General features: G+C 60.1%; 25 protein-coding genes. 10 read left to right on the forward strand and 15 right to left on the reverse strand.

Translation table 11 applies throughout. The features are described from left to right. Positions 1 to 982 (forward strand): polysaccharide biosynthesis C-terminal domain-containing protein (locus IH881_10800; protein ID MCH7868174.1); only part of this gene is annotated, 982 nt, incomplete at its 5' end. 138 nt (positions 983 to 1,120) lie between these two features. Here the strand turns inward: IH881_10800 and IH881_10805 are convergent. Next, a complete protein-coding gene (locus tag IH881_10805; GenBank protein MCH7868175.1) occupies positions 1,121 to 1,381 on the reverse strand; it encodes a hypothetical protein in 261 nt (86 codons plus the stop codon). A 12-nt stretch (positions 1,382 to 1,393) separates the two neighbouring features. Then, on the reverse strand, positions 1,394 to 2,647 hold the full coding sequence (locus tag IH881_10810) for a hypothetical protein (GenBank protein MCH7868176.1): 1,254 nt from the start codon (positions 2,645 to 2,647) through the stop codon (positions 1,394 to 1,396). Between the two features lie 132 nt (positions 2,648 to 2,779). On the opposite strand from IH881_10810, the gene IH881_10815 reads away from it, so the two are divergent. Further along, a complete protein-coding gene (locus IH881_10815; GenBank protein MCH7868177.1) occupies positions 2,780 to 3,586 on the forward strand; it encodes a methyltransferase domain-containing protein in 807 nt (268 codons plus the stop codon). On the opposite strand, the gene IH881_10820 is transcribed toward IH881_10815, so the two are convergent. The 5 genes from IH881_10820 to IH881_10840 all read right to left on the reverse strand — a co-directional run bounded on the left by IH881_10820 (position 3,481) and on the right by IH881_10840 (position 8,002). Beyond that, the gene (locus tag IH881_10820) at positions 3,481 to 4,824 is read right to left on the reverse strand and encodes a glycosyltransferase family 4 protein (GenBank protein ID MCH7868178.1); all 1,344 of its coding nucleotides are present in this window, start codon (positions 4,822 to 4,824) and stop codon (positions 3,481 to 3,483) included. The two genes, IH881_10815 and IH881_10820, sit on opposite strands and share 106 nt — an antisense overlap. Before the next feature lie 23 nt (positions 4,825 to 4,847). Further along, positions 4,848 to 5,561: a class I SAM-dependent methyltransferase gene (locus tag IH881_10825; protein MCH7868179.1), complete on the reverse strand. Its 714-nt coding sequence runs from the start codon at positions 5,559 to 5,561 to the stop codon at positions 4,848 to 4,850. Further along, positions 5,530 to 6,789 carry a glycosyltransferase family 4 protein gene (locus IH881_10830; GenBank protein ID MCH7868180.1) on the reverse strand — a complete coding sequence of 420 codons (1,260 nt, stop codon included), beginning with the start codon at positions 6,787 to 6,789 and terminating at the stop codon, positions 5,530 to 5,532. The genes IH881_10825 and IH881_10830 overlap by 32 nt, the downstream gene beginning before the upstream one ends. A gap of 51 nt (positions 6,790 to 6,840) precedes the next feature. Beyond that, a complete protein-coding gene (locus tag IH881_10835) occupies positions 6,841 to 7,116 on the reverse strand; it encodes a hypothetical protein (GenBank protein MCH7868181.1) in 276 nt (91 codons plus the stop codon). A gap of 223 nt (positions 7,117 to 7,339) precedes the next feature. Beyond that, positions 7,340 to 8,002, reverse strand: a complete 663-nt coding sequence (locus tag IH881_10840; GenBank protein MCH7868182.1) for a class I SAM-dependent methyltransferase — start codon at positions 8,000 to 8,002, stop codon at positions 7,340 to 7,342. 109 nt (positions 8,003 to 8,111) lie between these two features. Between IH881_10840 and IH881_10845 the strand changes: the two genes are divergently transcribed. Then, on the forward strand, positions 8,112 to 9,266 hold the full coding sequence (locus tag IH881_10845; protein ID MCH7868183.1) for an anhydro-N-acetylmuramic acid kinase: 1,155 nt from the start codon (positions 8,112 to 8,114) through the stop codon (positions 9,264 to 9,266). Here the strand turns inward: IH881_10845 and IH881_10850 are convergent. From IH881_10850 to IH881_10865, 4 genes are read right to left on the reverse strand one after another with little or no spacing between them, the layout of a single operon-like run. Beyond that, positions 9,256 to 9,993: an MBL fold metallo-hydrolase gene (locus IH881_10850; GenBank protein ID MCH7868184.1), complete on the reverse strand. Its 738-nt coding sequence runs from the start codon at positions 9,991 to 9,993 to the stop codon at positions 9,256 to 9,258. The two genes, IH881_10845 and IH881_10850, sit on opposite strands and share 11 nt — an antisense overlap. Further along, positions 9,990 to 10,919 carry an NTP transferase domain-containing protein gene (locus IH881_10855; protein ID MCH7868185.1) on the reverse strand — a complete coding sequence of 310 codons (930 nt, stop codon included), beginning with the start codon at positions 10,917 to 10,919 and terminating at the stop codon, positions 9,990 to 9,992. Before IH881_10855 ends, IH881_10850 begins: the two co-directional genes overlap by 4 nt. Continuing rightward, positions 10,916 to 12,019 (reverse strand): phosphotransferase, encoded by a 1,104-nt coding sequence (locus IH881_10860; protein MCH7868186.1) that lies wholly within the window; start codon positions 12,017 to 12,019, stop codon positions 10,916 to 10,918. The genes IH881_10855 and IH881_10860 overlap by 4 nt, the downstream gene beginning before the upstream one ends. Next, positions 11,998 to 13,254: a spore maturation protein gene (locus IH881_10865; protein ID MCH7868187.1), complete on the reverse strand. Its 1,257-nt coding sequence runs from the start codon at positions 13,252 to 13,254 to the stop codon at positions 11,998 to 12,000. The genes IH881_10860 and IH881_10865 overlap by 22 nt, the downstream gene beginning before the upstream one ends. A gap of 279 nt (positions 13,255 to 13,533) precedes the next feature. Between IH881_10865 and dacB the strand changes: the two genes are divergently transcribed. Next, positions 13,534 to 15,054, forward strand: coding sequence for a D-alanyl-D-alanine carboxypeptidase/D-alanyl-D-alanine-endopeptidase (gene dacB / locus IH881_10870; protein MCH7868188.1), 1,521 nt, complete (start codon positions 13,534 to 13,536; stop codon positions 15,052 to 15,054). 16 nt (positions 15,055 to 15,070) lie between these two features. Here the strand turns inward: dacB and IH881_10875 are convergent, their stop codons facing one another. From IH881_10875 to IH881_10885, 3 genes are all read right to left on the reverse strand, one after another. Beyond that, a complete protein-coding gene (locus IH881_10875; GenBank protein MCH7868189.1) occupies positions 15,071 to 15,727 on the reverse strand; it encodes a lytic transglycosylase domain-containing protein in 657 nt (218 codons plus the stop codon). Further along, a complete protein-coding gene (locus tag IH881_10880) occupies positions 15,727 to 16,080 on the reverse strand; it encodes a hypothetical protein (GenBank protein MCH7868190.1) in 354 nt (117 codons plus the stop codon). The genes IH881_10875 and IH881_10880 overlap by 1 nt, the downstream gene beginning before the upstream one ends. Before the next feature lie 353 nt (positions 16,081 to 16,433). Continuing rightward, positions 16,434 to 16,670, reverse strand: coding sequence for a helix-turn-helix domain-containing protein (locus IH881_10885; protein MCH7868191.1), 237 nt, complete (start codon positions 16,668 to 16,670; stop codon positions 16,434 to 16,436). A gap of 726 nt (positions 16,671 to 17,396) precedes the next feature. Between IH881_10885 and coaD the strand changes: the two genes are divergently transcribed. From coaD to IH881_10915, 6 genes are all read left to right on the forward strand, one after another. After that, positions 17,397 to 18,521 carry a pantetheine-phosphate adenylyltransferase gene (gene coaD, locus IH881_10890; GenBank protein MCH7868192.1) on the forward strand — a complete coding sequence of 375 codons (1,125 nt, stop codon included), beginning with the start codon at positions 17,397 to 17,399 and terminating at the stop codon, positions 18,519 to 18,521. 114 nt (positions 18,522 to 18,635) lie between these two features. Next, positions 18,636 to 19,856 carry a bifunctional phosphopantothenoylcysteine decarboxylase/phosphopantothenate--cysteine ligase CoaBC gene (gene coaBC, locus IH881_10895; GenBank protein ID MCH7868193.1) on the forward strand — a complete coding sequence of 407 codons (1,221 nt, stop codon included), beginning with the start codon at positions 18,636 to 18,638 and terminating at the stop codon, positions 19,854 to 19,856. Next, entirely contained in the window at positions 19,853 to 21,211 is a 1,359-nt protein-coding gene (locus IH881_10900) for a nodulation protein NfeD (protein MCH7868194.1), read from the forward strand. Before coaBC ends, IH881_10900 begins: the two co-directional genes overlap by 4 nt. A 96-nt stretch (positions 21,212 to 21,307) precedes the next feature. Beyond that, entirely contained in the window at positions 21,308 to 22,108 is an 801-nt protein-coding gene (locus IH881_10905; protein MCH7868195.1) for a slipin family protein, read from the forward strand. A gap of 1 nt (position 22,109) precedes the next feature. Further along, positions 22,110 to 23,150, forward strand: coding sequence for an FtsH protease activity modulator HflK (gene hflK / locus IH881_10910; GenBank protein MCH7868196.1), 1,041 nt, complete (start codon positions 22,110 to 22,112; stop codon positions 23,148 to 23,150). Then, a complete protein-coding gene (locus IH881_10915; protein MCH7868197.1) occupies positions 23,150 to 24,085 on the forward strand; it encodes a protease modulator HflC in 936 nt (311 codons plus the stop codon). The genes hflK and IH881_10915 overlap by 1 nt, the downstream gene beginning before the upstream one ends. 17 nt (positions 24,086 to 24,102) lie before the next feature. On the opposite strand, the gene IH881_10920 is transcribed toward IH881_10915, so the two are convergent. Beyond that, positions 24,103 to 25,182 (reverse strand): LptF/LptG family permease, encoded by a 1,080-nt coding sequence (locus IH881_10920; GenBank protein MCH7868198.1) that lies wholly within the window; start codon positions 25,180 to 25,182, stop codon positions 24,103 to 24,105. Positions 25,183 to 25,187 lie beyond the last annotated feature (5 nt).

The following is a 25,187-nucleotide window of genomic DNA, read 5'->3' on the forward strand; positions in this document are numbered from 1 at the left end:
CGGCCGACGGGCAACGGCCGTCCTGACCGGCGACCTGAGACGGACGCTGTTTCTGCTGGCCTTGCCGGTGTTGGCCGAGCAGTTCCTCAATTCGTTCGTCGGCTTCGTCGATCTGTTCTTGTCCGGGCATCTCAGCCCCGATCCGACGTCGGAACTCAACCAGCACGCGACGTCGGCGATCGGAATCGCTGCTTACATGGGCTGGCTGGCCACGATGCTGTTCGGTTTTGTCGGCGTAGGCACGACGGCATTGGTGTCGCGTCACTGGGGAGCAAACGAGCACGCCGAGGCGAACCGCATCGCTAACCGATCGATGGCGCTTTCATTGGTGATGGGGGTGGCGGTCTGCCTGCTGTTCTTCCTGTCCGCTCCCTGGCTGGCGTGGTTTCTGGAAATGGAGGGCGCGCGATACAAGATCGCCGTCCGCTATCTGCGAATCGACGCCTTCGGGCACATTTTCAGCAGCTTGAGCCTGATCGGAGCGGCCGCCTTGCGCGGGACCGGCAACACCCGCTCGCCGATGCTCATCCTCGGCATGGTGAGCGTGCTGAACCTAATCATTTCGCCGTTGCTGGTTTTCGGACTCGGTCCCTTGCCGCCATTGGGCATCGACGGCATCGTCTTCGGCACTGTCATTGCGCGGTGTTCCGGCGGGCTGTTGATGGTGATCGCGCTGGCCCGTGGAATCAGCGGCTTGAAGCTGTTGCGGACGGAGTTGACTCTCCGTGGCGAACCGGTACGGCGGATTCTGCGCATCGGCTCTGTCAAAGGGGACAATATCCTGTCCGCAGATAAATACATAATGGTAGTGCTTCTTGTCCCGCTTCCTTTCCACCAGCGCGTCCGCGACCAGTTGGGCAATCGCTGCCCGGCGTTTGGCGTCCATGTCAGATCCTCCTATTGCATTTATCCAGTGTGCAGGGAGCGCCCCTGCGTGCGTGACACCCAGCAGTCAGCAATCCTTGCCGCCGCCATTCCCTGATCTTCTCCGTAAACTGTACGGGCGTAAAGTAGCCCACGAAATTGTGGTCCACATTCTCCATGCCAACACTCCACCCTGACACCGTCTCATCCTGCCAATGAATCAGGTAGGCAGCGCGGGTTTGCAATCTCGTTGTCATCAGCCTCCCCTCCTTCCCAGCAGCCTGGCCATCTCCCCAACGGCCCGCTGAACCTGTTCGCACTCCTGATCGTCCAAGCGCTCCACTGGCGTAATCATGTCTTCATCCATCAGCGAGTCATACCAGCCGGGCAGCCGGGGGTACTGCTTCAGCATCACCTCGTCACAAGCCCCAGCGTCCAACCCACACCGATCCATGAACATAAGCAGCCGCAGTTGCGCGCGGGTGTAGAATCGTTGCTTGTGAACGCCGGGGATCATTTGTCCTCGAATTCAAGTTCCTTTTTGAGATTCTTCGGGTAGTTGAACGTCGTACAGATACAGCCGTCCCTTGACCGGGAATCCCATTTCGAAAATCGTGAGATGCGGAGGGATGCCGCCGACCTTGCGACGCACCGATATGTTGTCCGCTTCGTCGTTCAGGCGTTTGAGTTTTTCTTCGCACTTGAGCTTCATCGCCTCGTCGCGCAAGGCGACGATGTCGTGAATCGCGCGATCGTCGATCTCGAGATTCTTGTAGAGCACAGAAAATCTTCTGCCCAGGGTTTCCGATTCCCGGGAGCGAACCGACTCCTGGCTCGCAACGCCCTTTGACGCGCGCTTTACCGACTTTTCGAGCTCCTGGATCACAGTCTGTCGGGAGGCCAGGTCTTCGCTGGCCTCTTCGAGCAGTTCTTCGAGCGCAGTGATTTCCTGGCCCAGTTCGCTGTTCCGGGAGGCGGTTTCTCGAAGCTCGAGTTCGCGCGTCTCGAGAGCGACGAGCTTTTCTTCGAGGCCCTTTCTCTCATGCCGCAACTGCTTGACTTCAACGAGGTGTTCGGGCTCGCTGGGCTCGATGGCTTGAAATTGTCCGCGCGCTTGATCGAGTTCGGATTGGATCTTGCGGGTTCGATACTCAGATGCTTCACGTTGCTGAATGGACTGCTCGAGGAGATGTCGCTGGCGTCGGGCGAGCACACGATTGCGGATCCAGAGAGCCTGCATGGTCAGCACGGCGTAGAAGATCAAGATCGAGTTGGCGAGCAGGGAATTGTGCGGAATTGAAACGGAGAGGTGCGCAGTTGCGGGCAACAAGCGTTCGGCTTCGGCGAGGATGCTCGCGAGTTCGTATCGCTCGGGCGGGGGGATCGCGGCGCGGCCCGCGACATAGATCAGCGAAGAACCGTCCCGGCCGATCACGGTGGTCGCTACCCGGACGCCCACTAACGACGTCCAAATTGAATTTTGGTTGTACATGTTGATCGTGGAGCTGATCCGCTGCGCGATCGGAACTTCAAGGTCGGTAATGGTGAGCGCCATCGCGGTCAATTCGCCGAAGTAACCGCGGAGGTAGGTCTCGAGCGAGCGGATGGTAAAGATGTAGAGGAGGATGAGCACCGCGATCGCGCCGTAGGTAAAGCGAAACGAGTAGAGCCGCGCGGTCAGCGATTGGCTGTCCCAGGAGCCAGCCGCGTCTCCGACCGGCGGGCCAATATGAGCGGTTCGATCGGGCTCTCTTTGCCCTTCTGCGTCGGAGCTGGGTGTCATGGCTTCACGACAAGGTATCGCGCTGGTGGTTGAAAGCGACTCGAAATTTGGCTCGATCACGGCACGTCGAATGACACCAAAAAATGCGCTGGCAGCCCGCACCTGCGACCGCGAACGGCCGGTAGGGCTGCTATGGTGCGCGCCATGCGAGTAGTGGATCTCGATCGAGACATGAGTGACGTGATTCCCACCGGATTGTCGCGCGATAGTGAGTTCCTGTTTGAACGCATGACATCGGAAACCATCGATGCCGCGCTTCCGGGGCCTGGTCGCCGGGTGCTCGACGTGGCCAGTGGTGTCGGACAAGACACCATCGCGATGGCAGTTCGCGGAGCCGGGGTGGTGGGTGCCGAACCCAGTCGACGGATGATCGGCATGGCGCGAATGTTTGCCGAAGACAAGAAGATCGAGATGCCCGCCTGGGTGCAGTGTTGGTCCGATCAACTTCCCTTCGCGACGGGCGCCTTCGACGCGTGCATCTGCAAGGGAGCCATAGACCACTTCGATCGCTCCGAAGAGGCGATTGCCGAAATGGCGCGAGTCACCGCAACCGACGGGCGGGTCGTCCTGGCCATCGCCAATTTCGAATCCCTTTCCTGTCGCGTCGGTCGCGCGGTCGACGATTTCCGCCAGGATTGGCTCGGCATGTCGGTCATCCGGGAACGGCGCGGATACGACGCGCCAAGCGATCACTTTACGCGCTATGAAATCGATCTGATTCGCGAGCAGGCTGGGCGTCACCTGCTGATCGACGAGTTCCGCGGCATTTCAGTCGCCTGGGGGCTCCCGGGATGGGCCGGGTTGCTCAACAAGCTTCCGGAGCGCGTGGCCACTCACTGCGTTCGCGCACTCGACCGGTTGGCGCGATTTGCTCCGGTGCTCGCCGATGTAATCGTCGTCGTCGGTCGCCCCCGTCGCTCGGCCAACACCTCGGCGTAGACCTCAGCGGTTCGCCCGGCGATTCGCTGCCACGAAAATGTCTCATCGACCCGAGCGCGGCCGCTATCTGCCAGGGTGCGGCGTCTTTGGGGATCGGCCATCAGTTCGGCAATTGCGTTGCCCAACGCCTCGGCGTCGTCGATCGGCACCGTGATGCCACCCTTTGTCTGCAGCATCACTTCGCTCAGCGCTCCGGCCGCGCAGGCGATGACCGGGGTGCCACACGCCATGGCCTCGACGGCTGGCAGGCCAAAGCCCTCATAGCGAGACGGCACCGCGACCAGAGCAGCCGCACGGTAGTGTCCAATCAATTCGTCGATCGGGAGACGGCCGGTGACGCGAAGCCGATCGGCGACCCCCGCCTTGCGCGCCCATTTGAACACTTCGTTGCCCGGGTGGTCGTTGTCGACCAGGGTCAAGGTGATGTGCTCGGGGATCCTTGCCAGCGCCTCGATCAGGGTTCGGATCCCCTTGTTGGGGTCGGATGCCCGGCCCACGCAAAGGACATTGCTCTCGCTCTTGGCGACGGCTGGATCCGGAGAGTAGAGACTGGTGTCGAGGCCGTTCCAGACGTTGGTGATCTTGTGCGGTTCGACGCCGAAGTCGCTTGCGATCTGTCGAGCGCTGCACTCGGATGAGGTCAACACGCGATCGATGCGACGCGCCACGAACGATTGCATGCCGATGGGATAGAACTGCATGCTGCCGACGGCTTCGATGAAGTTCGTGTCGCGAACAAACGAAGCCCTGCGGTCGACCGTCAATGGATGATGCACGGTCGTAACGATGGGAATCCCCATGGCGCGCAGCCCCAGCAGTCCATAACCCAGGCATTGGACGTCGTGGATCAGATCCCAACGCTGGCCCGCCCGCAACCGCGCACTGATGCTTGCAAAGGCTCTAAGGCTAAAGGCAAAGGGTTCCGGTAGAAATCCCATGCGACTGGCCGCCAATTCATAGAGATTCAGCGGCTTGAAGGCGCCGAGAGGATTCTTTGCGGGCAGCATCCCGGCGTAGTCGCGGCTAAACCACTTGGCCCAATGCTCCTGGTTTGCAATCTGATGAACGCGCTCGGCAAAGGGCATCGGGTCGGGGTAGGGCGGGCCGACGAAAACGTCGATCTCGAAACCCAGACGCGCGAGTTCCCGGCTCAGAAACCAGAGGTAAACCCCCTGACCGCCGCAGTTCATGTTGCCGCGGTAGGCCACGAAGCACAGGCGCGTCCTTTCGGGCAACATGCTCAATGACCTCTCAGTGACCGCTAACGCCGGGCGCGCGCGGGTTTTTCGGCGTAGAGGATCAGGCTCTTCGGGCACACGTAGTTGAGCCCCTTTTCCAGCCGATCCATCAGCTTGGATCCCGTCGCTCGAATCAGAAAGTTGCGATAGGCGCGCACCAACACGCTTTCGTCCGCGTCCGGCAGGTGCATGATGGAGCGCAGTATCCAGTAGGGAGTGTGGAAGCCGTGGGCAAAGCCGACCCCCAAGGTGTTGAGTCCGGCCCTGGCCAATGCCCTGGCGAGTTCTTTGGGTTTGAAGATACGGATGTGTCCGCCGGGACTTTCGAAATACTCGTCGCCCAGTCTCAGATACAAATGCTCACTGGTCTCGGTGGGGATCGTGATGGCGAGCAGGCCGCCGGGCTTGGTCACCCGGGCGAGTTCCACGGCGGCGCTTTGATAGCTGTGGACGTGCTCCATCACTTCGGAACAGATCACCCGGTCGTAGGTCCCGTCGGCAAACGGAAGCTGAAATATGTTGCCCTGGGCCATCTCACCGAGGCTCGACACCGCTGCGGCCTCTTTGCGCAGACGCTTCGAAGCGTCGCGCATGGAAGCGTGGTCGAGATCGAACCCCACGACGCGAGCGCCCCGATCGAGCATGCCGAAGCAATGCCGACCTTCGCCGCAGCCGGCGTCGAGGACGAGATCGCCGGGACTGACCTTAAGCCGCTCGAGATCGACGGTGAGTAGCACGAATGGTGTCCTTGAAAACTTCGACCAGACTCGCGGCCGCGTCGTCCCAGCGGAAGACGTGTTCAACCCGTCGCCGTGCGGCTCGGCCCATTTCTTCGGCCCTACCGGGTTCGAGCAGGATCTCTCGGGCTGCCCGGGCCATGGCCTGGGCATCTCGCGAAGGCACCAGTCGTCCGCAGCGGCCATCGGTGCCCACGACCTCGGGTAGCGCGCCGGCGGCATTGGCGATCACCGGCAGGCCACACGCCATGGCCTCGCTGGCCGGAAAGCCAAAGCCTTCGAAGAACGAAGGCACGATCGCTGCGCGACCGCTCGAGTAGGCGCGCACGAGATCGTTCCGGGTGAGCATTTCGTCGATGATGGTGACGCGGTTTTCGAGTCGATACTTGCGAATCAGACGCGGCACCAAACCGTTTTCGGGAATGCGGCCGTCGACGATCTTGAGATTGATGTGCTCGGGCAAAAGCGAAAGGGCTTCGATCATGGTGCCGATGCCCTTCTTGCGATCTTCGGTGCGGCCGACGAAAAGCAAGTCGGCGTCCTTCTCGACATCCGCACAGGGGTGAAAGATCTCGCAGTCCGTCCCGTTGTACACCACCGGGATCTTCTTTTCGGGGATCTTGAAGTAGCGCTCGATCTCTTTACGCGATGCTTCACTCACGGTCACGATGGACGCGAGTCGCGGCGCCACCTGCTGCTGCATGAAGAGCGGAAAGTAGAGCGTGCGTTTAATCTTCTTGACCAGGCGCGGATCAATCGTGAAATCCGCCTCGCGGTCGATGTGCAGGGGATGGTGGATCACCGAAACAACCGGGACCCCCATCGCCTGAATCGCCAGCAATCCCCAACTCAGGGACTGGTTGTCGAAGACGATGTCGAAGTTGTACTTCTCCTGGAAGGTCTTCCAGCGCATCATCAAGCGAAAGCCAAAGGTCTGCATCTCGGGAAACACGCCAAAGCGCGAAGCGCCGAGCTCCCATAAGCTGAGGGGGCGGAGCAGAGAGAAAGGACGCTCGGGATCGAAGTAGTCCGGATGTTCCCGACCGAATACATTGTCGTTGTGGATCTTGTGCAACGGGATGTCGTCTTCGAGTTCGGGGTAGGGCGGCCCGGCAAATACGTGCACGTCGTGCCCCGCCCGCTTCCACTCCTTGGCGAGATAGGCGGCATAAATCCCCTGGCCGCCACAAAACATGTTTCCGCGATATGTAAGTAGAGCGATCCGCACTGAGCCCCTCCGGCATTCACAAACTCGCCCGCTCGGGGCGAACCCCTGCAGCTAGCTGTTCGACGCCGCACCGTCCGTTTCGTCCACGGTGTTGTTGCTGCCCTCGTCTGCGGCCTCAACCTCGGGAACGGGTTCCGCCTCGACCTGAATCGTCGCGATGGTAAACCCGACCCAGGCCGTCAACCCGAGTGCAAACAGGGTGAGGACCGCCACCGGAATCGCCAGAGCGAGATAGCTCCCGTTCAAGACGCCAATGACAAAGAGCAGCGCGACCACCCCAGCCCCAATACAGATGCCCCAACCCTGACTGCGAGAGGTGTCATTCATTCCCGATTTCTCCAATACATTCAACGATGTCCGCGCAGTCCACGCGAATCTGTGGACAGTCGGCGAGCGCGAGAGAGCGAAGAGCCGGAGGGTTTCCCATGGACGCCCGGCCCGCGAATCGCTCACCTGGGGTCAATCTGCTCTCAGGTCGCCCAAGACCGGAGGAGTATTCGGGTGAAGACCGGTTCTGTCAACTGGGTGGGGAAGTGTCTCGACATGATGTCTAGGCACACCCCGCGCGATAAAGCGAAAGCGTCCCAAACATCGTTGCTTCCCGGTGCGTCTCCTCGGAATTTGAAAACCCCGCCTCGTCGATACAAGGAACGAGCCCCTGGGCGACGTTCTCCGCCGTGGTCTCGAACCCATCCAGCAACTGAACCGCGAAGAAAGCCGAGCGCATGAACAGATTCTGGGCCTTACCCCAGTCAGCAATATGGAGTTCGCCCTTCGGACGCAACCATTCCTTGGCCGCCTGCAGCGTTCGGCGTTTATCTCCGGGGCGAAGGTGATGAAGGACCAGGGACGAGAGCACCCGATCGAAGGACTCCGGTGGAAAGTCCGCCTCCCAGGCGAGCGTCTGTTGGAAGTCGATCTCGCAGCCGGCTTGGTCGGCCTTTGCTCGCGCAAGGGCAAGGATGTCCGGGTCGGCGTCTAGCGCCGTGACGTGAGCGGTGGGAAATCGTTGCTTGAGCATGATGGCCAGGGTGCCGGTGCCACAACCGATGTCGAGTATCCGCTGCCCGGGCTCGATGTTCGCCTGGTCGATGAGAAGTGTACGAAAGCGGTCTTCCTTCAAGGTCTTGTCCAGCACCCAGTCGAAGTATCGAGTGAGCGACCGGAAGCGAAGGGCGGGTATGAAGTCTTGCTTTTTTTCAGGCGGCGTCATGGCGAGTTGACTCCTCGACGACAAAGAGACGACATAGAATAGGCCGTCAATACAAATGTGCGATCGGACCCGGCCCGCTATCGTTGTCTCAATGTTGGTCATCGGACTGATGTCGGGAACGTCCGCGGATGGAATCGACGCCGCGTTGGTAGCGTGGCCGGACTCGGGAGAGACCAGTCCCTTCCGCTTGTTGGCCCATGTCGAGGCTCCGTTTTCGGCGCTCCTGCAAAAGCGTATCCACGCTCTCGCGGCCGCGTCGCTGGCGGGGGGGCCAGTGCTGTCAGAATGCGCGGCGCTCGATGTCGAACTCGGGGAGTTGTTCGCAGCGGCCGCCATCGAGGCTGCGAAAGCAGCAAGCGTATCCCTCGACGCAATCGACGCGGTGGCGTCCCACGGTCAGACGGTGGCCCATCATCCGGAGCAGCGAACGACGCTGCAGATCGGTGATCCCTCGGTCATCGCGGAACGCACGGGCTGTACCACGATTGCAGATTTTCGTTCCGGGGACATCGCCCTGGGAGGGGAAGGGGCACCGTTGGCGCCTTTCTTTCATCTCGCGGCTTTCAGTTCATCGAAGGAGAATCGCGTCGTGCTCAATCTCGGTGGGATTGCGAACATCACCTGGCTTCCGAGCAGTCAGGATCCAGACGCAGTCCTGGCCTTTGATACCGGCCCGGCCAACTCTTTGATCGATGGCGTGATCTCTCTCCAGACGCAAGGGCAAGAGCGGATGGATCGCGATGGAGAGAGAGCGCGTCGCGGAACCGTGGATGCAGCCCTGCTCGAGGCACTGCTCGACGACGACTACCTGCAACAAGCTCCGCCCAAGTCGACTGGACGCGAACGCTATGGCTCGGCAGCCGCAGAGGCCCTGGTCAGTGATTCACACGACGCCGGGCGCAATTCCGATGATCTGGTCGCAACCCTGGTTGCTTTTACCGCTCAATCGATCGGGGCGGCATGTCGTGAACTTCTGCCCCGGGAGGATCCCACCGCAAAGTCAATTGATCGCTTGATCGTCGGCGGCGGGGGCGCTGCAAACCCCGCGCTCCTCGATGCCTTGGCTGCGGCGCTGCCCGGAGTCGCGATCGATCGCTTCGACGCCCACGGTGTGCCGGGTCAGGCGGCGGAGGCCATGGCTTTTTCGTTGATGGGAAGGAATGCGCTGCTCGGACTTCCCAACCATTTGCCGCGCTGCACGGGAGCGCGCCGGGCTGGGGTACTCGGCGTGGTTACGCCGGGGAAGGGTCGGGCTAAAGCTTGACCCGCCAACCGTCGTCGGCGATTTCGAAGTTCAGGTCATTGCGTGCCTTCGACATTTCGCTGCCGAGATGGGTGAGGATCATGCGTTCGCACTGGAACAGAGCTTTGTTCTTTTCGAGCAGATCCAGACTCAGGTGCATTTCGAAGCCCGCTGTGCAGTAGGTGCATTCGCAGACGAACAGATCTGCACCGTTTGCATATTCGGGCAATGCATCGAACCATCCTGTGTCTCCCGAATAGACGATGTTTTTCTCTGCAATCGAAATCTGTAGACCGTGGGGACACACGTCCTTGTTGTGAAAAGTCTCGAATGAAGTCACGGTTGCAGGTCCGACCTCGGTTGCGCGACCGGCTGGAAGTTCTTTGTATTGGATCGCGAACGACCAGTTTCGCCCAGGTATGGGATGTCCCATGGCCGCGGCCAACTCGATCACCCGCTTCTCGATCCCCGGCGGTCCTGCAATCACCAACGGGTTCTTGCGCTGATCTTCGTAGAGAGCAGCCAACAGGAAGAGCGGAATGCCGCCAAAGTGGTCGGCGTGAAAGTGACTGATCACGATCGCGTCAATCTCGTCTCGGCGGATTTCTTCCGCGATCAATCCGGTATTGGTCGTGACCCCGCAATCGACCATCAAGGTGCCGTTCGGATCGCGCAGCAGAAACGCCGACTGGCGTCTTCCGCCAGCCCCAAAGGCGTCGCTGGTTCCGATGAAATGAATTTCGCTCACGAGTGCTCTCCGCACGAAATGAATTGCCCCTGGGCGAAGACGCCATCGTTGGCCACGGTTCCGGTCGGCACCTCTTCGCCATCCCAGACGACGCAGCGCGTGAGCTGGACGTCGTCGCCGATCTTGGCTCGTGCTCCGATCACCAACTCGTCGTCAAGCATGACGCCTCGTTCTCTTGCCCGGGCGTCGTAGTCGAAAAACGAAAGTGCTGGCGGGTGCAGATTGACCCGGAGGTATTCCTCGGGGGTTCCGACCGGTTCCCAGGTGCAGCGGTCTTGCGCGAGGAGTTCGCCCGTCACTCCGCCAGTTCCTTCCTCGAGCAGCGGCACCAACCAGTCGCGCAGATCCTCGAAGCAGTCCCGCTCCGGGAGGCTTTCGAGAGCCGCTCGCGAAAACACCCTGGCGCCGGTGAATACGCCTGAGGCGTGTTCCTGCCCCAGATCGAGACTGTTGGCGATGCGCCGCACAGCGCCCCCCTCCGAGATGCCTATCGAACCGAATCGATCGACCCTTGAATCTTCACACAAGACGAGGGTAGCGAGGTCTCCACGCTTCTGATGACGGGAAACCAACCCAGAGAGGTCGATGTCGAGAAGCATGTCGCCCGTCAGCACGAGAGACGGGTCTGAGCCCATCAGGAAATCGCGGGCCCGACGGATTCCGCCCCCAGTTCCCAGGGGTACGGTCTCCTCGCTGAACGTAACTTCGAGGCCGCTCGGCTTGAACGCGTGTACAGCCTCGCGAATGCTCTCTGGACGATGGTGGAGATTGACCACAACCTCGCTCACGCCATGGCTCTTCAATAGCTCCAACAAGAATGCGATCACCGGCGTTCCGCGCACGGGCAGGGCCGGCTTGGCGCATAGATCGCTGAGCCGACGCATGCGCGTGCCCAATCCGGCAGCCAGAATCATGGCCCGGGTCATGAGGGATTCTCGCTGTGCCCGTTTGTCGGTTCCCGCAGCTCGTCTACTAGATCCGCAAAGCGCTGCAGCACAGGGTCCCAACTCGCCGCACGAGACGACGCCTCTCGCAGGCTTTCGCGAGCCGCCGGCAGAAAACCGAGATAGCGCGAATCGTCCTCTGCGGTGAAGGCGCGGATGTAGTGGGCTGCATCCTTTGCGACTCGCGTGAGGGTAAGCAAGGTAAAGCGTTGATTGAAAACATCGGGGTCGGGGGCGTCGGGCAGCGCCGGTCGCGTTGCTTCGAGCTGGGTCATGACGTCCTCGATTGGAAGCTGCACGTGACTGTCGCGCAGCAGACACACGAGATCGTATTCCGGCGGCGCCATGAAGGCGCCCTGAAAATCGATCAAGACCAGACGTTCCCCCTTTGGGGCTTCGGGGCGAAGGTGGATATTGGCAGCCTTGAAGTCTCGGTGGGAAAATCGCATCGGCGCTGGCTCGCAAACGTCCGCAATGTGCGAAAAGGTTGCGTAAACAACTTCGAGTTCGGCTTGACTGGGGTCTCGCCCCAGCCAATACGGCAGCGCCCAGATCGCGACACGACCGGCTTTGCTGTTGAACAGGGGTCGGTCGAGTCGTCGCTCGAACGCGGGCAGTGATGGTTGCGGGGGTTCGAGCCGCTGCAGACGCGGGATCAGCGAACAGGCTTCGCCGTAGAGTTCCAGGCGAAGGGCTCGCGAGGCCGTGCCCACCTCAGCTTCGAGACTGGTAGAACCCACGTCTTCAAGCAGTTCGACGGCCAACTCTGCACTGCCGCCGTAATGTTTGGGAACCGGAATGTCCGCGGTTTCGAGGTATTCGAGCAGAGGGGCTAGCGGGGGTTCGCTGGGGACACCTTCCGCGCGTTTGAAGGGGTCTTCTTTCGCTTCGGCCCGTGCGATCACACTGGCGGGTTGCCCGGCGGTGGTTGTCTCCGCGAGTCGCAGGCGAAAGAAGCGTCGGTTGCCCAGACCCGGCGCGATCGATTCGATCTGTACGATTGCGGTAGAGAGATTGCGCTTTACCAGCCCGTCCAGGGCGTTGTGCTGCTCCTCGCTGCTCAGCTGAAGAAGAGATGACATGCCACTACCGCACCGGCAAAGCCCGCGAAATCCCCGGCCAGACAGGCGAGCAAAGTGTGACGCCCCTGGCGGATCCGCGCCGCGCCAAAGTATACCGCCAGCACGTAGAAGGTGGTTTCGGTGGATCCCTGTAACGTGCTGGTCAGGTAGCCGATGAACGAATCGGGGCCGTGGACCATCAGAGTCTCACTCATGATGCCGAATGCACCTGATCCCGAAAACGGACGCAACAAGGCCATTGGTAGTACTTCGGCTGGGACCCCGAACGGGCTGGTGAACGGGTTGACCAGGCCGATCACAAAATCGAGCGCGCCCGATGCGCGGAACATCGCGACCGCGGTCAAAATCGCCACCAGGTAAGGCACGATACGCGCCGATACGGTGAGCCCTTCCTTCGCGCCTTCGACCATGGATTCGTACACCCGTACGCCCCTTGCAAAACCGAACAACAGCAGGCCGCCGATCAGCAGCGGGAAACTCCAGGCGTTGGCGACCGTAAAGAATACGTCCGCCAAGGACTTGTCTGCGAGTTGTCGATTGACGTCGATTCCCAGCCCCACGGCGGTGAGGATCAACATCCCCAGGACGATCACCGTCCGCAGCGGGCCCATCGGGCCGAACTCCTGCGTCGGGGGGATCTCGACATCGTCTGCATCGAAGCCGCCAAAATCTGCGTTGCCCGGGGATGAAGCGGAATCAGCGTCCGCCGGTCGGTGCCGGAACATCGGGAGCTTGACCAGGAGAAAGTAGAAGGCTACTGCGGCGAGGGTCGAACAAATCGTGGCGAACAGGGTCGGGAGCCAGATCGCAAACGGGTTCATGGATCCCGCGGCAGCCCGCACAAAGATGGTGCCGGTCGGCGGGAACAAGTTGATCGATGAAGTGTTGATGCACAGGAACAGCACCATCGCGTTGCTCGCGGCCCCCGGGTAGCGGTTGATCTTTGCCAACTCGCTCATGGCCTTGATGCCGAAGGGCGTCGCGGCGTTGCCGAGCCCCATCAAATTGCAGGCCATGTTCATCACCATGGCCGCCATGGCGGGGTGGTCAGGGGCGATGTCGGGGAACAGTCTGCGCAGCAGCGGTGCCAAAACCCTTGCAATGATGTCGCGCAGCCCGCCGTCGAATGCCACGCGCATGATGCCGAGCATGAAAACCATGCCGCCGACGAGCCCCAGCACCAGGGTAAACGCATCTTTTGCGCCGTTGCTGATGGCGAGCGAGACTTCGCTCATTTGACCCGTAAAGGCCCCATAAACGATCGATGTCAGAATCAGCCCGAGCCAGACCCAATTGAGCACCGGAACCCCCCAGTCCAGCGCCGCACGGCAGGTGTTGCAAAATTGCCGAGCGACATTCTCCCAGATATCCTTGGAGAGTCGAACCGAGTTGTTCGATCCCCCCAATCAAAGTCGAAGACTACACGTTGTCCGACGCAGCATTCTGGGAGTCTCCGTCACCTGCGGCGCCGGAGATAGCCCGCGAGAATTGTAACCGGTTTTCGGTGAGGTCAAATGCAGAGTCAGAAAATCACGTTTCGAATCTTGTGCGGTGGCGCACTCGCCCTGGTCTTGACCTCGGCATTGGCACTGGCTGCGGTGTTCGTCGTGCCAGCGGCCGGAGGTGTTGCTTTCGCCGGCAGGCCGCAAGCCGCCGTGGGCGATGCCTGGGTCCGAGCACTGGACCGGGTGCTTTCGAGCAAGGGCCTGCAGGGGGCAGAAGTGTCGGCGCTGGTGGTGCGCCAGCGCGACGGAGCCGTGCTCTACGCGCGAACCCCCGACCGGCTGATGATTCCCGCCTCCAACGCCAAAGTCCTCACAGCGCTTGCGGCTCTCGACGCATTTGGGCCGAGCCATCGCTTTGAGACCACAATCTCGAGCGACGTGTCGCCCGGGCCCAAAGGGGAAGTGGGGAAACTCTATCTGCGCGGCGGCGGCGATCCCACCATCACCAGCGAGGACTGGTGGCGGTTCGCCAGCGAATTGCGAGACGCGGGATTACAGCGGGTAAGTGGCGATTTGCTGCTCGACGACGCGCTCTTCGACCGGCTGCGCTGGCACCCCAGCGTCGAAGGGATCTCTTCGCGGGCGTATCACGCCCCGGTTGGCGCCTTGAACGCAAACTATGGGAGCTTTGCAGTGACCGTCCGGCCGGGGGCAAAGATTGGGGATCCGGTCAGCGTGACGGTGAATCCGCCAGTTTCTTATCTCGAGATCTCGAATCACGGCAAGACCCTCGGAAAGCGCGAACGCCCCAGCCTCGTGGTCGATCGGTCGGAGGGCAAGAACAGCGAAATTGTGACGATTCGCGGGGGCGTGCGGGTCGGCGACCCGTCGAAGACCTACTACCGAAGCGTGCTGCATCCCGACCGCTACGCCGGAGCGGTGCTAAAGCTACAACTCGCGGCAGTGGGTGTGGAAGTAGCGGGCAGGGTTCGCGCCGGGGTCGCACCCAAATCAGCCTTTGCGCTGCACCGTTTCAAGGGACGGTCGGTTGGAGAGATCGTTCGGCTCCTCATGAAGTTCAGCAACAATGGAATTGCGGAGTCGATGGTCAAGAATCTCGGCGCCCTGGCAAATGGGGGAGTCGGGACCTGGGAGGCCGGTGTTCCCGAAATGCGTAGACGTTTGATTGCTCGCGGTGTTCCAGCGGCTGGGTTCAAGTTAGTCGACGGTTCGGGGTTGTCCTATCACGATCGCGTATCACCCCGGGCGCTGGTGGCAGCCCTGCGCGTGGGCCTCGATTCGTTTCGCTTTGGCCCCGAATTCGTGACGTCGCTTCCCATCGCCGCCCGGGACGGAACCCTCGAGAAAAGGGCAGAAGGCGCACAAGACTGGGTTCGCGCAAAGACCGGACTCTTGAACGGCGTGACCGGGCTGTCGGGATATGCCGCAATCAAATCCCCAAACCCGCAAGGGCGCCGAGAGCGGGTGGTCTTTTCGGTTCTCGCGAACGGCTGCAAGCACGGGGATTCGGCCGCGATGGACGCGATCGACAATTTTGTGTCGCTGCTGACCGCAGGTCGTGCGAACTAGATTGGGGGAGGGGCCGTTAGCCGCGAGCCGGCGGTGCCTGACGTCGAATCGACGCGAGGTTGAAGGCCTTCATGACGCGCTTGCTGTAGATCGACGGGACGCCGCTGCCTTTGCGAATGCGGCGGTCGATCCGGGTCGGACCCCAGTTGTACGCGGCGAGCGCAGTCGAAACGTCGCCATAGCGATCGGCGAGTTGTTTGATGTACGCGATGCCGAGCTGAACGTTCAGGACGGGATCGAAGAGTGAGTCCGGACCGCGCCAATCCAGCTTGAGATTGACCGCCAACTCTTCTGCCGTGGCCGGGAGCAACTGCATCAGCCCCATGGCGCCCATGTGCGACACGGCGAGGTAATACCCCCCGCTTTCAACCTGGATTACCGCCGAAACCAGCGCCGGATCGAGGCCGTAGCGCCGGGATTCGCGAACGATTGTTCGGGCCACGTTTTCTTCGTCAAGTCGAGACATTCCGGTGTGACGGCTGCGCAAGAAGCTGAGCACCGCACGCTCATCGAGGTCTGTCGGCTGGTCTGATGTCGCCGGTGACTGCGCGACCGGGGCTGCACCCACCGATGGGAGATCTGTCCCCTCGAAGATCTCCGGGCCGGTGGGGCCACCGAACGCGTAAGAGAGTCCCCACAACAAAAGACTGGCCAGAATGAGTCGCTGCACCATCAGCTCAGTCCCAATGGTGAAATGCCCAGAGCCGAGATGGCCTGGAGATTGTTGGCGACGGCGTAGCCGGTGATCAGTGTGATGAAGCCCAAAAATGCTTCCTTGGCGCGCTTTGGGAAGCGCTGCGTATATAGAACGAAGCCCACCGCAAAGACCGTAAAGACACCGTCAATGAGCAATCCGCCCACCAAACCGGTTCCACGGAAGAGTAATTCCACTGCGGGGTTCGCCTCGATGACCTGCCAGCCGGCGATTGGAGCGCGCAGGCACAGGTAGGTCGTCCAATGGTCTGCAACGGTCAGCAGCAATGTTGAAATAGCCAGAGCATGGAGCATGAAACGCTTGAACCTCAAGGTCGGGACATCGCTTGAAATCTGTCCAGTTGATTCCTGGATAGAGCAAGAAGCGTGCCTTCGAGCACTCAGGCGCGGATTCGTCTGTGGTGTCAGATATATGGGGGGCATGGCTGCTTGCAAGTGAAAGGGGGAAAGGGGCGGCCTTTCAGAGGGAGAGAGTAGCCGGTTTCTCAAAACAAGGCAGCGCGTCGACGGTGAATAAAATTGCGGGTCGGCAGCTCACAGGCAGCTGATGGGAAACGACCAGGCAGGCCGAGGCGGCGGTGGGGCGGGGAGGGCCGCAGCGGGCTCGGAGACTCCAGACAGATTGAAGTCTACGAGTCCACTGCGATTCTCCTGATCTCCGGGTGTTACTTCTTTTTCATGCGACCTTTGCCGAGCAGCAGCCAGTCGAGGCTCACCTGCTCTTTTACGGCCAGCGTAATCAGAAAATCGGTGTGAGGAGTCGTTCCGTTCTCGTAGCGATTTACGTTCTGCTGAAATACGCCCAGATCCCGGGCGAACTGTCGTTGTGAGCGATCGCCACGTACTAGCGAAATTCGTTCGGGAAGTTTGCGCTTGAGGCGCGTCACTACGTTGGAGGCCATCGTTACCCCTTTGTTGTTCCTGTTTCTTTTGTTGTTTGTTGTTTGTTGCTTGTTAGATGCTGCTGTTTGTTGCGTAGATGATTGCCGATGCTGAAGTGAAATTGGGTGTCGATCTTGGCCATCAGTATTCGTTTTGACATCGGACTGACACTAATTTGTACTTCTGAACCGCAAGGCTGCATGAGCTGCGCAAACGACACGCACTTCGGGCACGCGCTTTGTGTGGGGCTGGAGTCAGAAGACCGGCGTTGAAACATTAATGTTCAAAGTATGAATACGCAAAACTTCGCCGATACTCGGTGGTGCGACTCTTCTCTTCTCTCGTCTCTCTTCTCTCGTCTGGTCTCTTCGGCGCGATGGTGCGGACCACGATCATGTTTAATTTGTCGGTTCGCTTCGCAGTGTATACACCGGTCACGGACGATTCAACCCCAAAAATGTGTCGCGACACATGCACGTGTCTTATTTTTGCACGTCGTGATCGGATAGGCTGCGCAATTCAGCAACGAGGTTTGGGTTTTGCCCCGGCGGGAATCGCACAGGCCCATTTTCGAGATATCGTTGACTGGGCGAATGGGTATAATTTGGCTTGCAACTAAGGTGAAACCCCCGGTTTTCGATTTTGTGTCGAATTACTTTGTAATTCCAGTTGAGCGCACGGATCCTGATCGATCGCAAAGAAAATATTGTCGCCGGGTTATTTTTTTGGCGCAGGAGGGAATTTTCGTGCGGGTAGTGGCGGGATATCTCGGAAGCCGGGCCCTGGAGTCGCCTTCGAGCGGCGTTCGCCCGACCTCGGACCGAGTCCGCGAGTCGATATTTTCGCGCCTGGGCGATGTGGGTGATTGTCGGGTGCTCGACCTCTTCGCGGGGACCGGTGCCCTGGGAATCGAGGCGATTTCCCGAGGGGCCAGCGCCGTGGTGTTCGTCGAGCGTGCCCGGGCCGCCCAGCGCATTCTGGCCAAGAATCTAGAGAACCTGGAGCTCGGTGCGGTCAGCCAGGTGATCCGAGGCGAGGTGAAGTCAAGCCTCAAGCAAATGGCTGGGCGAGGGGAGCAGTTTGATCTGATCTTCATGGATCCTCCCTACGACTCCACGGAGTTCGGCGACGTGCTCGCGCTGATTGGTCGCGGGGGCTTGCTCGAGAGTCATGGGACGCTGGTGGTCGAGAGCGCAAAACGCCATCCTTTGCCGGCGGTCTCCGATTTCGACCTGGAAATCGTCGACGAACGGGCGACCGGAGATACGAGAATCACGCGGCTGCGCGCCGCTCGGGGAGTAGAGATGGCGAAGCGGCGGGACGGCGACGCGAGTGCAGCCTCAGAGAGTTCCAAGGAAAGCAATGCCCAGAACAACACCGCCGAGCGTCTTGCGACGGTCGCGTTGTTTCCGGCCAGTTTCGATCCACCGACCAACGGTCATATTGATTTGATCGAACGCGCTCGAGAGGTGTTCGACGAAGTCGTGGTCGCAGTTGCGATCAACCTGGGCAAGACGGGCACATTCAGCTTCGAAGAGCGGCTGGAGATGCTCAACACGGTGACGGCGAACATGGACCGAGTACGCGTTGAGGGGTTTTCGGGGCTCGTTGTCGACCACGCCAAAGCCATGGGGGCTACGGTCATCATTCGTGGTCTGCGGGCGATGTCAGATTTTGAATACGAGTTCGAGATGGCATTGATGAACCGTCACATCGAGCCCGATCTCGAGACCATATTCATGATGAGTCGCCAGGAGTACCTCTACGTCAGCTCATCTCGACTCAAGGAACTGGTCCGATTCGGGGCCAGCGTCGACGACTTTGTTCCCCCGTCCATCGCCAAGCGGTTGCAGGAAAAACTGGGCAACTGAGGGGTCTTTGGGCTCGTTGGACCCTTGATCTTCGTTGTGTAAACTCGCGATATTGAAGCGTTTCACTCCGGCCGCGTCCCCGGGTAGACACGCCTTCGCACAGGGAGTCGAGCGATGGATCCGCGACGCATTGTCATCGCTGTGACAGGGGGGATCGCGGCCTACAAGATACCTGAGTTGGTGCGGGCTCTGACCAATGCCGGCCATTCGTGCCGTTGCGTGCTCACCCCGGAAGCCACTCGCTTCGTTTCACCTCTGGTCCTCGAAACACTGAGCCAACATCCTGCAGGTCACGATCTCTTCAACTCCGGCGAGAGCGGAGTCATCGACCACATCGCTCTCGCGGACTGGGCCGAACTCGTGATCGTTGCACCGGCCACGGCCAACGTAATCGCGAAACTGGCGCATGGGATTACCGATGATCTGGTGACCGCGGTGCTGCTCGCCACACAAGTGCCCGTGCTCATCGCCCCTGCAATGAATGTCAACATGTGGGATCACCCCGCAACGCAGTCCAATCTTGCGCAACTGCGGGAACGCGGCGTCGCGACCATTGGGCCCGACACCGGGGAACTGGCGTGTGGTTGGCAGGGGGAAGGACGCATGTCCGATCCCCAGGTGATCGCCGAAGCCGCCCAGAGATTGCTCACGGCACCGAGTCTTGCAGGGCAGGTCGTGTTGGTGACCGCCGGCGGCACGGTAGAACCCATCGATGCCGTGCGCAGCGTGACGAACCGATCTTCGGGCAAGATGGGCTTCGCAATCGTCCGCGAGGCTTTGCGCCGGGGAGCCGAGGTGGTTCTCGTTGCGGGCCAGACCTCGCTCGATACCCCGGCCGGCGCCAGAAGGATCGACGTCGGCAGTGCGCTCGAGATGCACGAAGCGGTGATGCGCGAATTGGCGAGTGCCACGGTGGTGATCAAGGCAGCCGCGGTTGCCGATTTTCGACCGGCGTCGCCGCACAAACGCAAAATCAAAAAAGAAGACCTGGACCCGGATGCTGGAATCCAGATCAACTTGATCCCCAATCCCGACATCCTGGCCGACGTGTGTGCGAAGGTCGCGGAAACCAACGGTAGCCAGGTGGTGATTGGCTTCGCGGCCGAGAGTCACGACGTGATCCCCGCGGCCCAACGCAAATTGGCTCGCAAGGGCTGTGATTTCATCGTCGCCAATGACGTCTCTCGCCGAGATGCCGGGTTCGATGTCGACGAGAACGCAGTGTCATTCGTCTGGCCCGGGGGAGAGATCGAAGAATTGGCGTTGCTCCCGAAAGGGCAGGTCGCCGCAGAGTTGCTCGATCGGGTCGAGAAATTGCTGGGAGAGCGCGTTTGAGATTATCGGTCCGGGGGTTTTCCATACTTTGTTTGTCCATTGGCGCTGCACTGCTGTTGGGTCAGGCGGTGGCGGCGACCGGCGGTAGACACATCAACGTTGCGAGTATCAGGGGCTCGATCAACCCTGCCTCAGCGGACTACCTGATCGAGGCAATCGCGCGCAGTGAGGGCGACGGGGCAGCAATTCTGCTGATCGAACTCGATACCCCCGGCGGACTCGTTTCATCTACCCGGGACATCCTGCAGGCGATGCTGAACGCGCGGGTACCCATCGTGGTGTACGTCACACCCCGGGGCGCGTGGGCGATTTCCGCGGGGACTTTCATCACGGTCGCGGCGAACGTTGCCGCGATGTCGCCGGGAACCAGCATTGGTGCGGCGCATCCCGTGTCCGCCGGAGGGGGTACTGAACGCAAGCCCCAGGGCGAATCCGACAAGGGTGCGGGGGCGGCCGGGTCCGTAGACGTGGGGATGGAAAAGGCAGAGAACGCCCTGGCGGCGATGATGGAATCGATCGCTCAGGAACGGAACCGCAATGTCGAGTGGGTCGTCAAGGCCGTGCGAGAGTCGGTGGCAGTGAGCGAAACCAAGGCCCTCGAACTCGGAGTGATCGACATCATTGCGGAAAACCGCCGCGAGTTGCTCGAAAATATCGATGGGCGTGTCGTGCGCGTCGACGGCAAAGATCAGACACTCGAGTTGGCCGGGTTGCCCGCAGTCAATCTCGAAATGAGCCTGGTTCAGAAGATTTTTAATTTCCTCGGCGATCCAAACGTTGCGATGCTTCTCTTCATGGCGGGAGGTCTCGGACTCTACGCCGAGTTCAACAGCCCCGGTTTGATCGTACCGGGGGTGATGGGCATTGTATGCATGATCCTCGCGGCCATTGCCTTTCAGATCCTGCCCTTCGACTGGATCGGGCTGATCCTGGTGCTGGCCGGGTTTGCGTTATTTGCCGCGGAACTTTACGTCAGTGCATTCGGAGCCCTATTTGCGCTTGGGGTGATGTGCCTGCTGCTAGGGGGGAGCATGATTTTTGATCAGCCCGATCTCAGCGATCTCACCGTGTCATTTTGGAGTGTTTTGGTCCCGGCCGTCGCGGCGATGGCATTGTTTGGGGGCTTGATTGTCTTTTCCGTGGGCAAGGTGATGCTGGTCAATCAAATCGTCGGTGTCGACGAGCTCGTGGGATTGGTTGGCAAGGCGGTGAGCCCCCTCAAGCCGGATGGCAAAGTTTTCGTCCGGGGAGAGTATTGGAACGCTCAAGCGGATGCAGACGTCGAAGAAGGTGAAGCAGTCGAGGTGACCGAGATTCACGGACTGCGTATGACTGTGCGTCGCGCCGGGCAATAATAGAGCGAACCCGTCGCGCCCAAAATACGCCTGCCGTGGCGACGACGAGTCGCCTATGCTGCACCGGACGTTGAATACGTAGAGGGGGGAAATTTCATGGAACTTTTCTTCATGATTCTGCTCGGAAGCCTGGCTGCGGTGGGGCTTCTCGGCGTACGGATCATTACTGAATACGATCGCGGCGTCGTGTTTCGATTCGGGCGCTACGCGGGTATCAAAACTGCGGGGCTGAAATGGATCATTCCCGGTGTAGATAGGATGGTCAGAATCAGTCTTCGCGAAATCGTGATGGACGTTCCCTCGCAAGAAGTGATCACCCGGGACAACGTGTCCATCAAGGTCAATGCCGTGCTCTACTTCCGAGTACTGCATCCAGAAAAGGCAATAATCCAGGTCGAAAACTACCTCTACGGTACTTCGCAATTGGCCCAGACCACCCTGCGCAGCGTCTGCGGCCAGGCCGAACTCGACGAGCTGTTGGCCGACCGCGAGCGAATCAACCGCACGCTGCAGGAGATCATCGATTTGCAGACCGAGCCCTGGGGCATCAAGGTGCGTGCGGTCGAGGTCAAGCAAATTGATCTTCCGACTGACATGCAGCGCGTGATGGCGAAGCAAGCTGAGGCGGAGCGCGAAAAGCGCGCAAAGATCGTACTCGCTGAGGGCGAGTTCCAGGCGGCCCAGCGGTTGGCGGATGCGTCGCGTGTGTTGGCATCGGAGCCGACGGGTTTGCAGCTTCGCTATCTACAAACCCTGGCGGAAATCGCAGGAGGGGAGAATAGTTCGACCACGATTTTCCCGGTGCCGATGGATCTCTTGCGTCCATTCTACGATCAGATGGTGAAGCAAGAGAACGCGGCAAAGACCCCCGCCGAGACTCCGGAAGAAACTTCGTAACGTGTCCGGCGGCGGGGACGACCAGCTCAATACCGATCAGAAGATCCGCCGCTCGGCGGCGCGCAGCCTCTTCAATGGGTTCGTCGTACTATTGGCGCTCGGCGTCATCGGGACTTGGGGTTCAACCGGGTACTACTACACGCAACCGGGCGAAGCAGCGGTGGTACTTTTCCTCGGTCGCTATCACGAGACGGTATACGACGAAGGGATTCACTGGAGATACCCCGTTCCATTGGGCGACCACAAAACGCTCAATGTCACCGAGGTGCGGCGACTCGAGTTCGGCCTTGAACGAGACGATTCTGTTTCCGCAAATTCGGATATCGTTGATCTTCACCAGAACGAGGTCCAGACTTCCGACAGTAACATCGTCATCCCTAGCTACGTCGTCCAGTACCGGGTGAAGGATCCATTTACTTACCTATATAGTTTGAAGGAGCCGGTCCAGACCCTGCACGACGCCGCTCAGGCTGCAATGCGCGAAGTCATCGGGCAACACGGCATCGATGAAGTGCTGTCGAGCAATCGCTCGGGCATTGAGGCCGCTGCCAGAAGCGTCCTGGAGGAGATCCTTTCTCGCTACTCGCGTGGCGAAGGACGCGAGGCCGCCTTCGAGATTCGTTCATTTCAGCTCCAAAGCTCGCAGCCTCCAGCACAAGTCCAGGATGCCTTCGACGACGTCGTTGCGGCGAAACAGGACAAAGATCGATCTCGATCCGTCGCGGAAGGTGATGCCCGGGAAACCCGCGAGCGCGCGAGCGCCGAAGCCGTCGAGTTGAGCGAAAGTGCAATTGCCTACCGGGAGGCCAAGGTGCTCGAGGCCACCGGTGCGGCCGTGCGCTTCGAGTTGCTGTTGGCGGAGTATCAAAACGCCAAAGGGGTCACTCGACAACGGCTCTACTACGAAGCCATGGAGGATTTCATGGGCGGGGTCAACAAGATCGTAGTGGACCCCGATACTGTTCAAATGCTCCCCATGCTGTCGCTGCCCAATCCTTTTAGGCCCGCCGTAAGTGCTCCGGCTGTTGAGGGAGCACGCTAGTGGGGCGCTTCATTCTTTCAGTGCTGATCGTAGTGGCGAGCGGCGTCGGGTTGATCTGGGCCGGAGAGTATGGCTACGGGCCGATCGTGATCACCAAGGAAAATGAGTACAAGGTCATAGTCGGAATTATGGGACCCAGAGCGGAAATCACCAAGCCTGGTTGGGATCCCACCGTCTGGAAGATCCCATTCTTAGATAGGGTTCACACCTTCGACCGGCGTTTGCACTATTTGAATGCTCCGCCGGTTCGGGTCGTCATCGCCAATAACGAAAAGCTGATCATCGACTACTACGCCGTCTGGCGAATCACACATCCTCTGACCTTTTTGCGCAACTATCCAACCGGAGTGGCCGCCGCCGAGGTCCGCATCCAGGAAGCCATCAAGTCGCTGGTGGGGGCGAAGATTGGTGAGTTGAATCTTGCGCAATTGCTCGCGCGTACAGAGGTCTTGAGCACGCTCCACCAGGAGAGTACTGCGCGGCTCGAGGGCACCGGCGTCGAGGTCGTGGACGTACGTCTCAATCGCACCGAACTTCCGCCCAACGCTCTCGATGCGGCGTACGCGCAGATGCGCGAGCAACGCAACGCACTCGCCCGCGAGCATCGAGCCCAGGGTGAGCGCATGGCGCGAGAGATTCGCGCGACTGCAGATCGTCTGGCCATCACGACGTTGGCATATGCGCGCTCAGAGTCAGAGCGGATTCGTGGCGAGGGTGATGCGCGTGCGGCGAGTATCTTTGCGCGCGCGTACAAAAAAGATCCCGAGTTCTACGGTTTCGTTCGGAGCCTCGAGGCCTATCGGAAGACCCTGAGGGAGGGCACAACGATGGTGCTGTCCCCGGACCACGTCTTTCTTCGCAACCTCGAACCGGAACTGGATATCGAGGCCGGGACCCCGCCGCCGGTTTCCACCGGCCCTCCAGAATCACGTTAAGAAAATTCAGTTCGAATTCAACGCTCGATGAATCGCAGATGGAGTGCGCCTGCGAAAGTGAACAACAGCAGCAGGGATCCAGAGGCCATGGCCGCGGAAATGACTCCCTCCCCAGCTAGTGTTGCGCCGATACTCCGCAGCGCAAAGAAGGAGGAGACGATCGCGATCCCCAGCAGCGCCGGAATTCCGAAACTGCGTCGGGTCGCGACCTGAAGGCCCAGAGGTGCGGCGAGCAAGGCGAACAGCACCACCTCAATGGGTTCTACGAATCGCGAATAGAGCACCGTCGTCACGCGGTTGACGGTTTCCCCGGCTGCTTTGCGCAGGGCGATATGGTCGCGTAGCTTGGCCACATTCAGGCTGCGAAAATCTGTGTTGATCAGGGCAATATCGCGGGGATCAGCGACGTCGAGGGTAATGTGATCGAGCCGTTCGATTCGTACCAGCGAGTCTTTTCGATCGGGTTTGAAGTGACGAATGACGGCGTCGTGGAAGCGCCAGCGATGATCGTCTTCGACGTCGACACGCGGAGCATCGACGCTGCGAATCAAGCGGCCCTCTGCATTCAGGTCGAAGAGTCGTACTCCCCGCAGGGTGCGCTGCAGAGGATCGGCCTCAGAAATGTTGTATATGGTTTGGCCGCGGTGATACCAGAACGATCCTGCGCGGTAACTGATCGTGGAGTCGCCCCCGGATTCGCGCTGGTTCCAGTCACGTGTCGAGTTGACGATCCAGGTCTCGCCCAAGGCGAAGCTCGCAACACCGAGGAACACAGCGGTAATCAGGATCGGGGCCACGATGCGGTCCGGCGAAATGCCTCCGGCCTTTGCGGCGGAGACTTCGAACCAATGAGTCGACAGGCCGAGGGTGAAAAAAGTCGCCGCAAACGAAGTGATGGGGATCAGCTCGCGCAGGTAATAGGAAGGGATGCGCAGCATCAAATACTGCAGGGGTGCGACGGGCCCTTGATCGTTCGAGAGCATGTCGTCGAGATTGAGTAGCATCTCGATCGCGACGATAGTCAGGGTTGAGACGATCAGGATCACGGCGAAAAAGCCGAGAAAACGCGTCGCGAAATAGCGCGATAAGATTCGCACGTCCG

The organism is Myxococcales bacterium (genome assembly GCA_022563535.1).
Taxonomy (GTDB): domain Bacteria; phylum Myxococcota_A; class UBA9160; order UBA9160; family UBA4427; genus DUBZ01.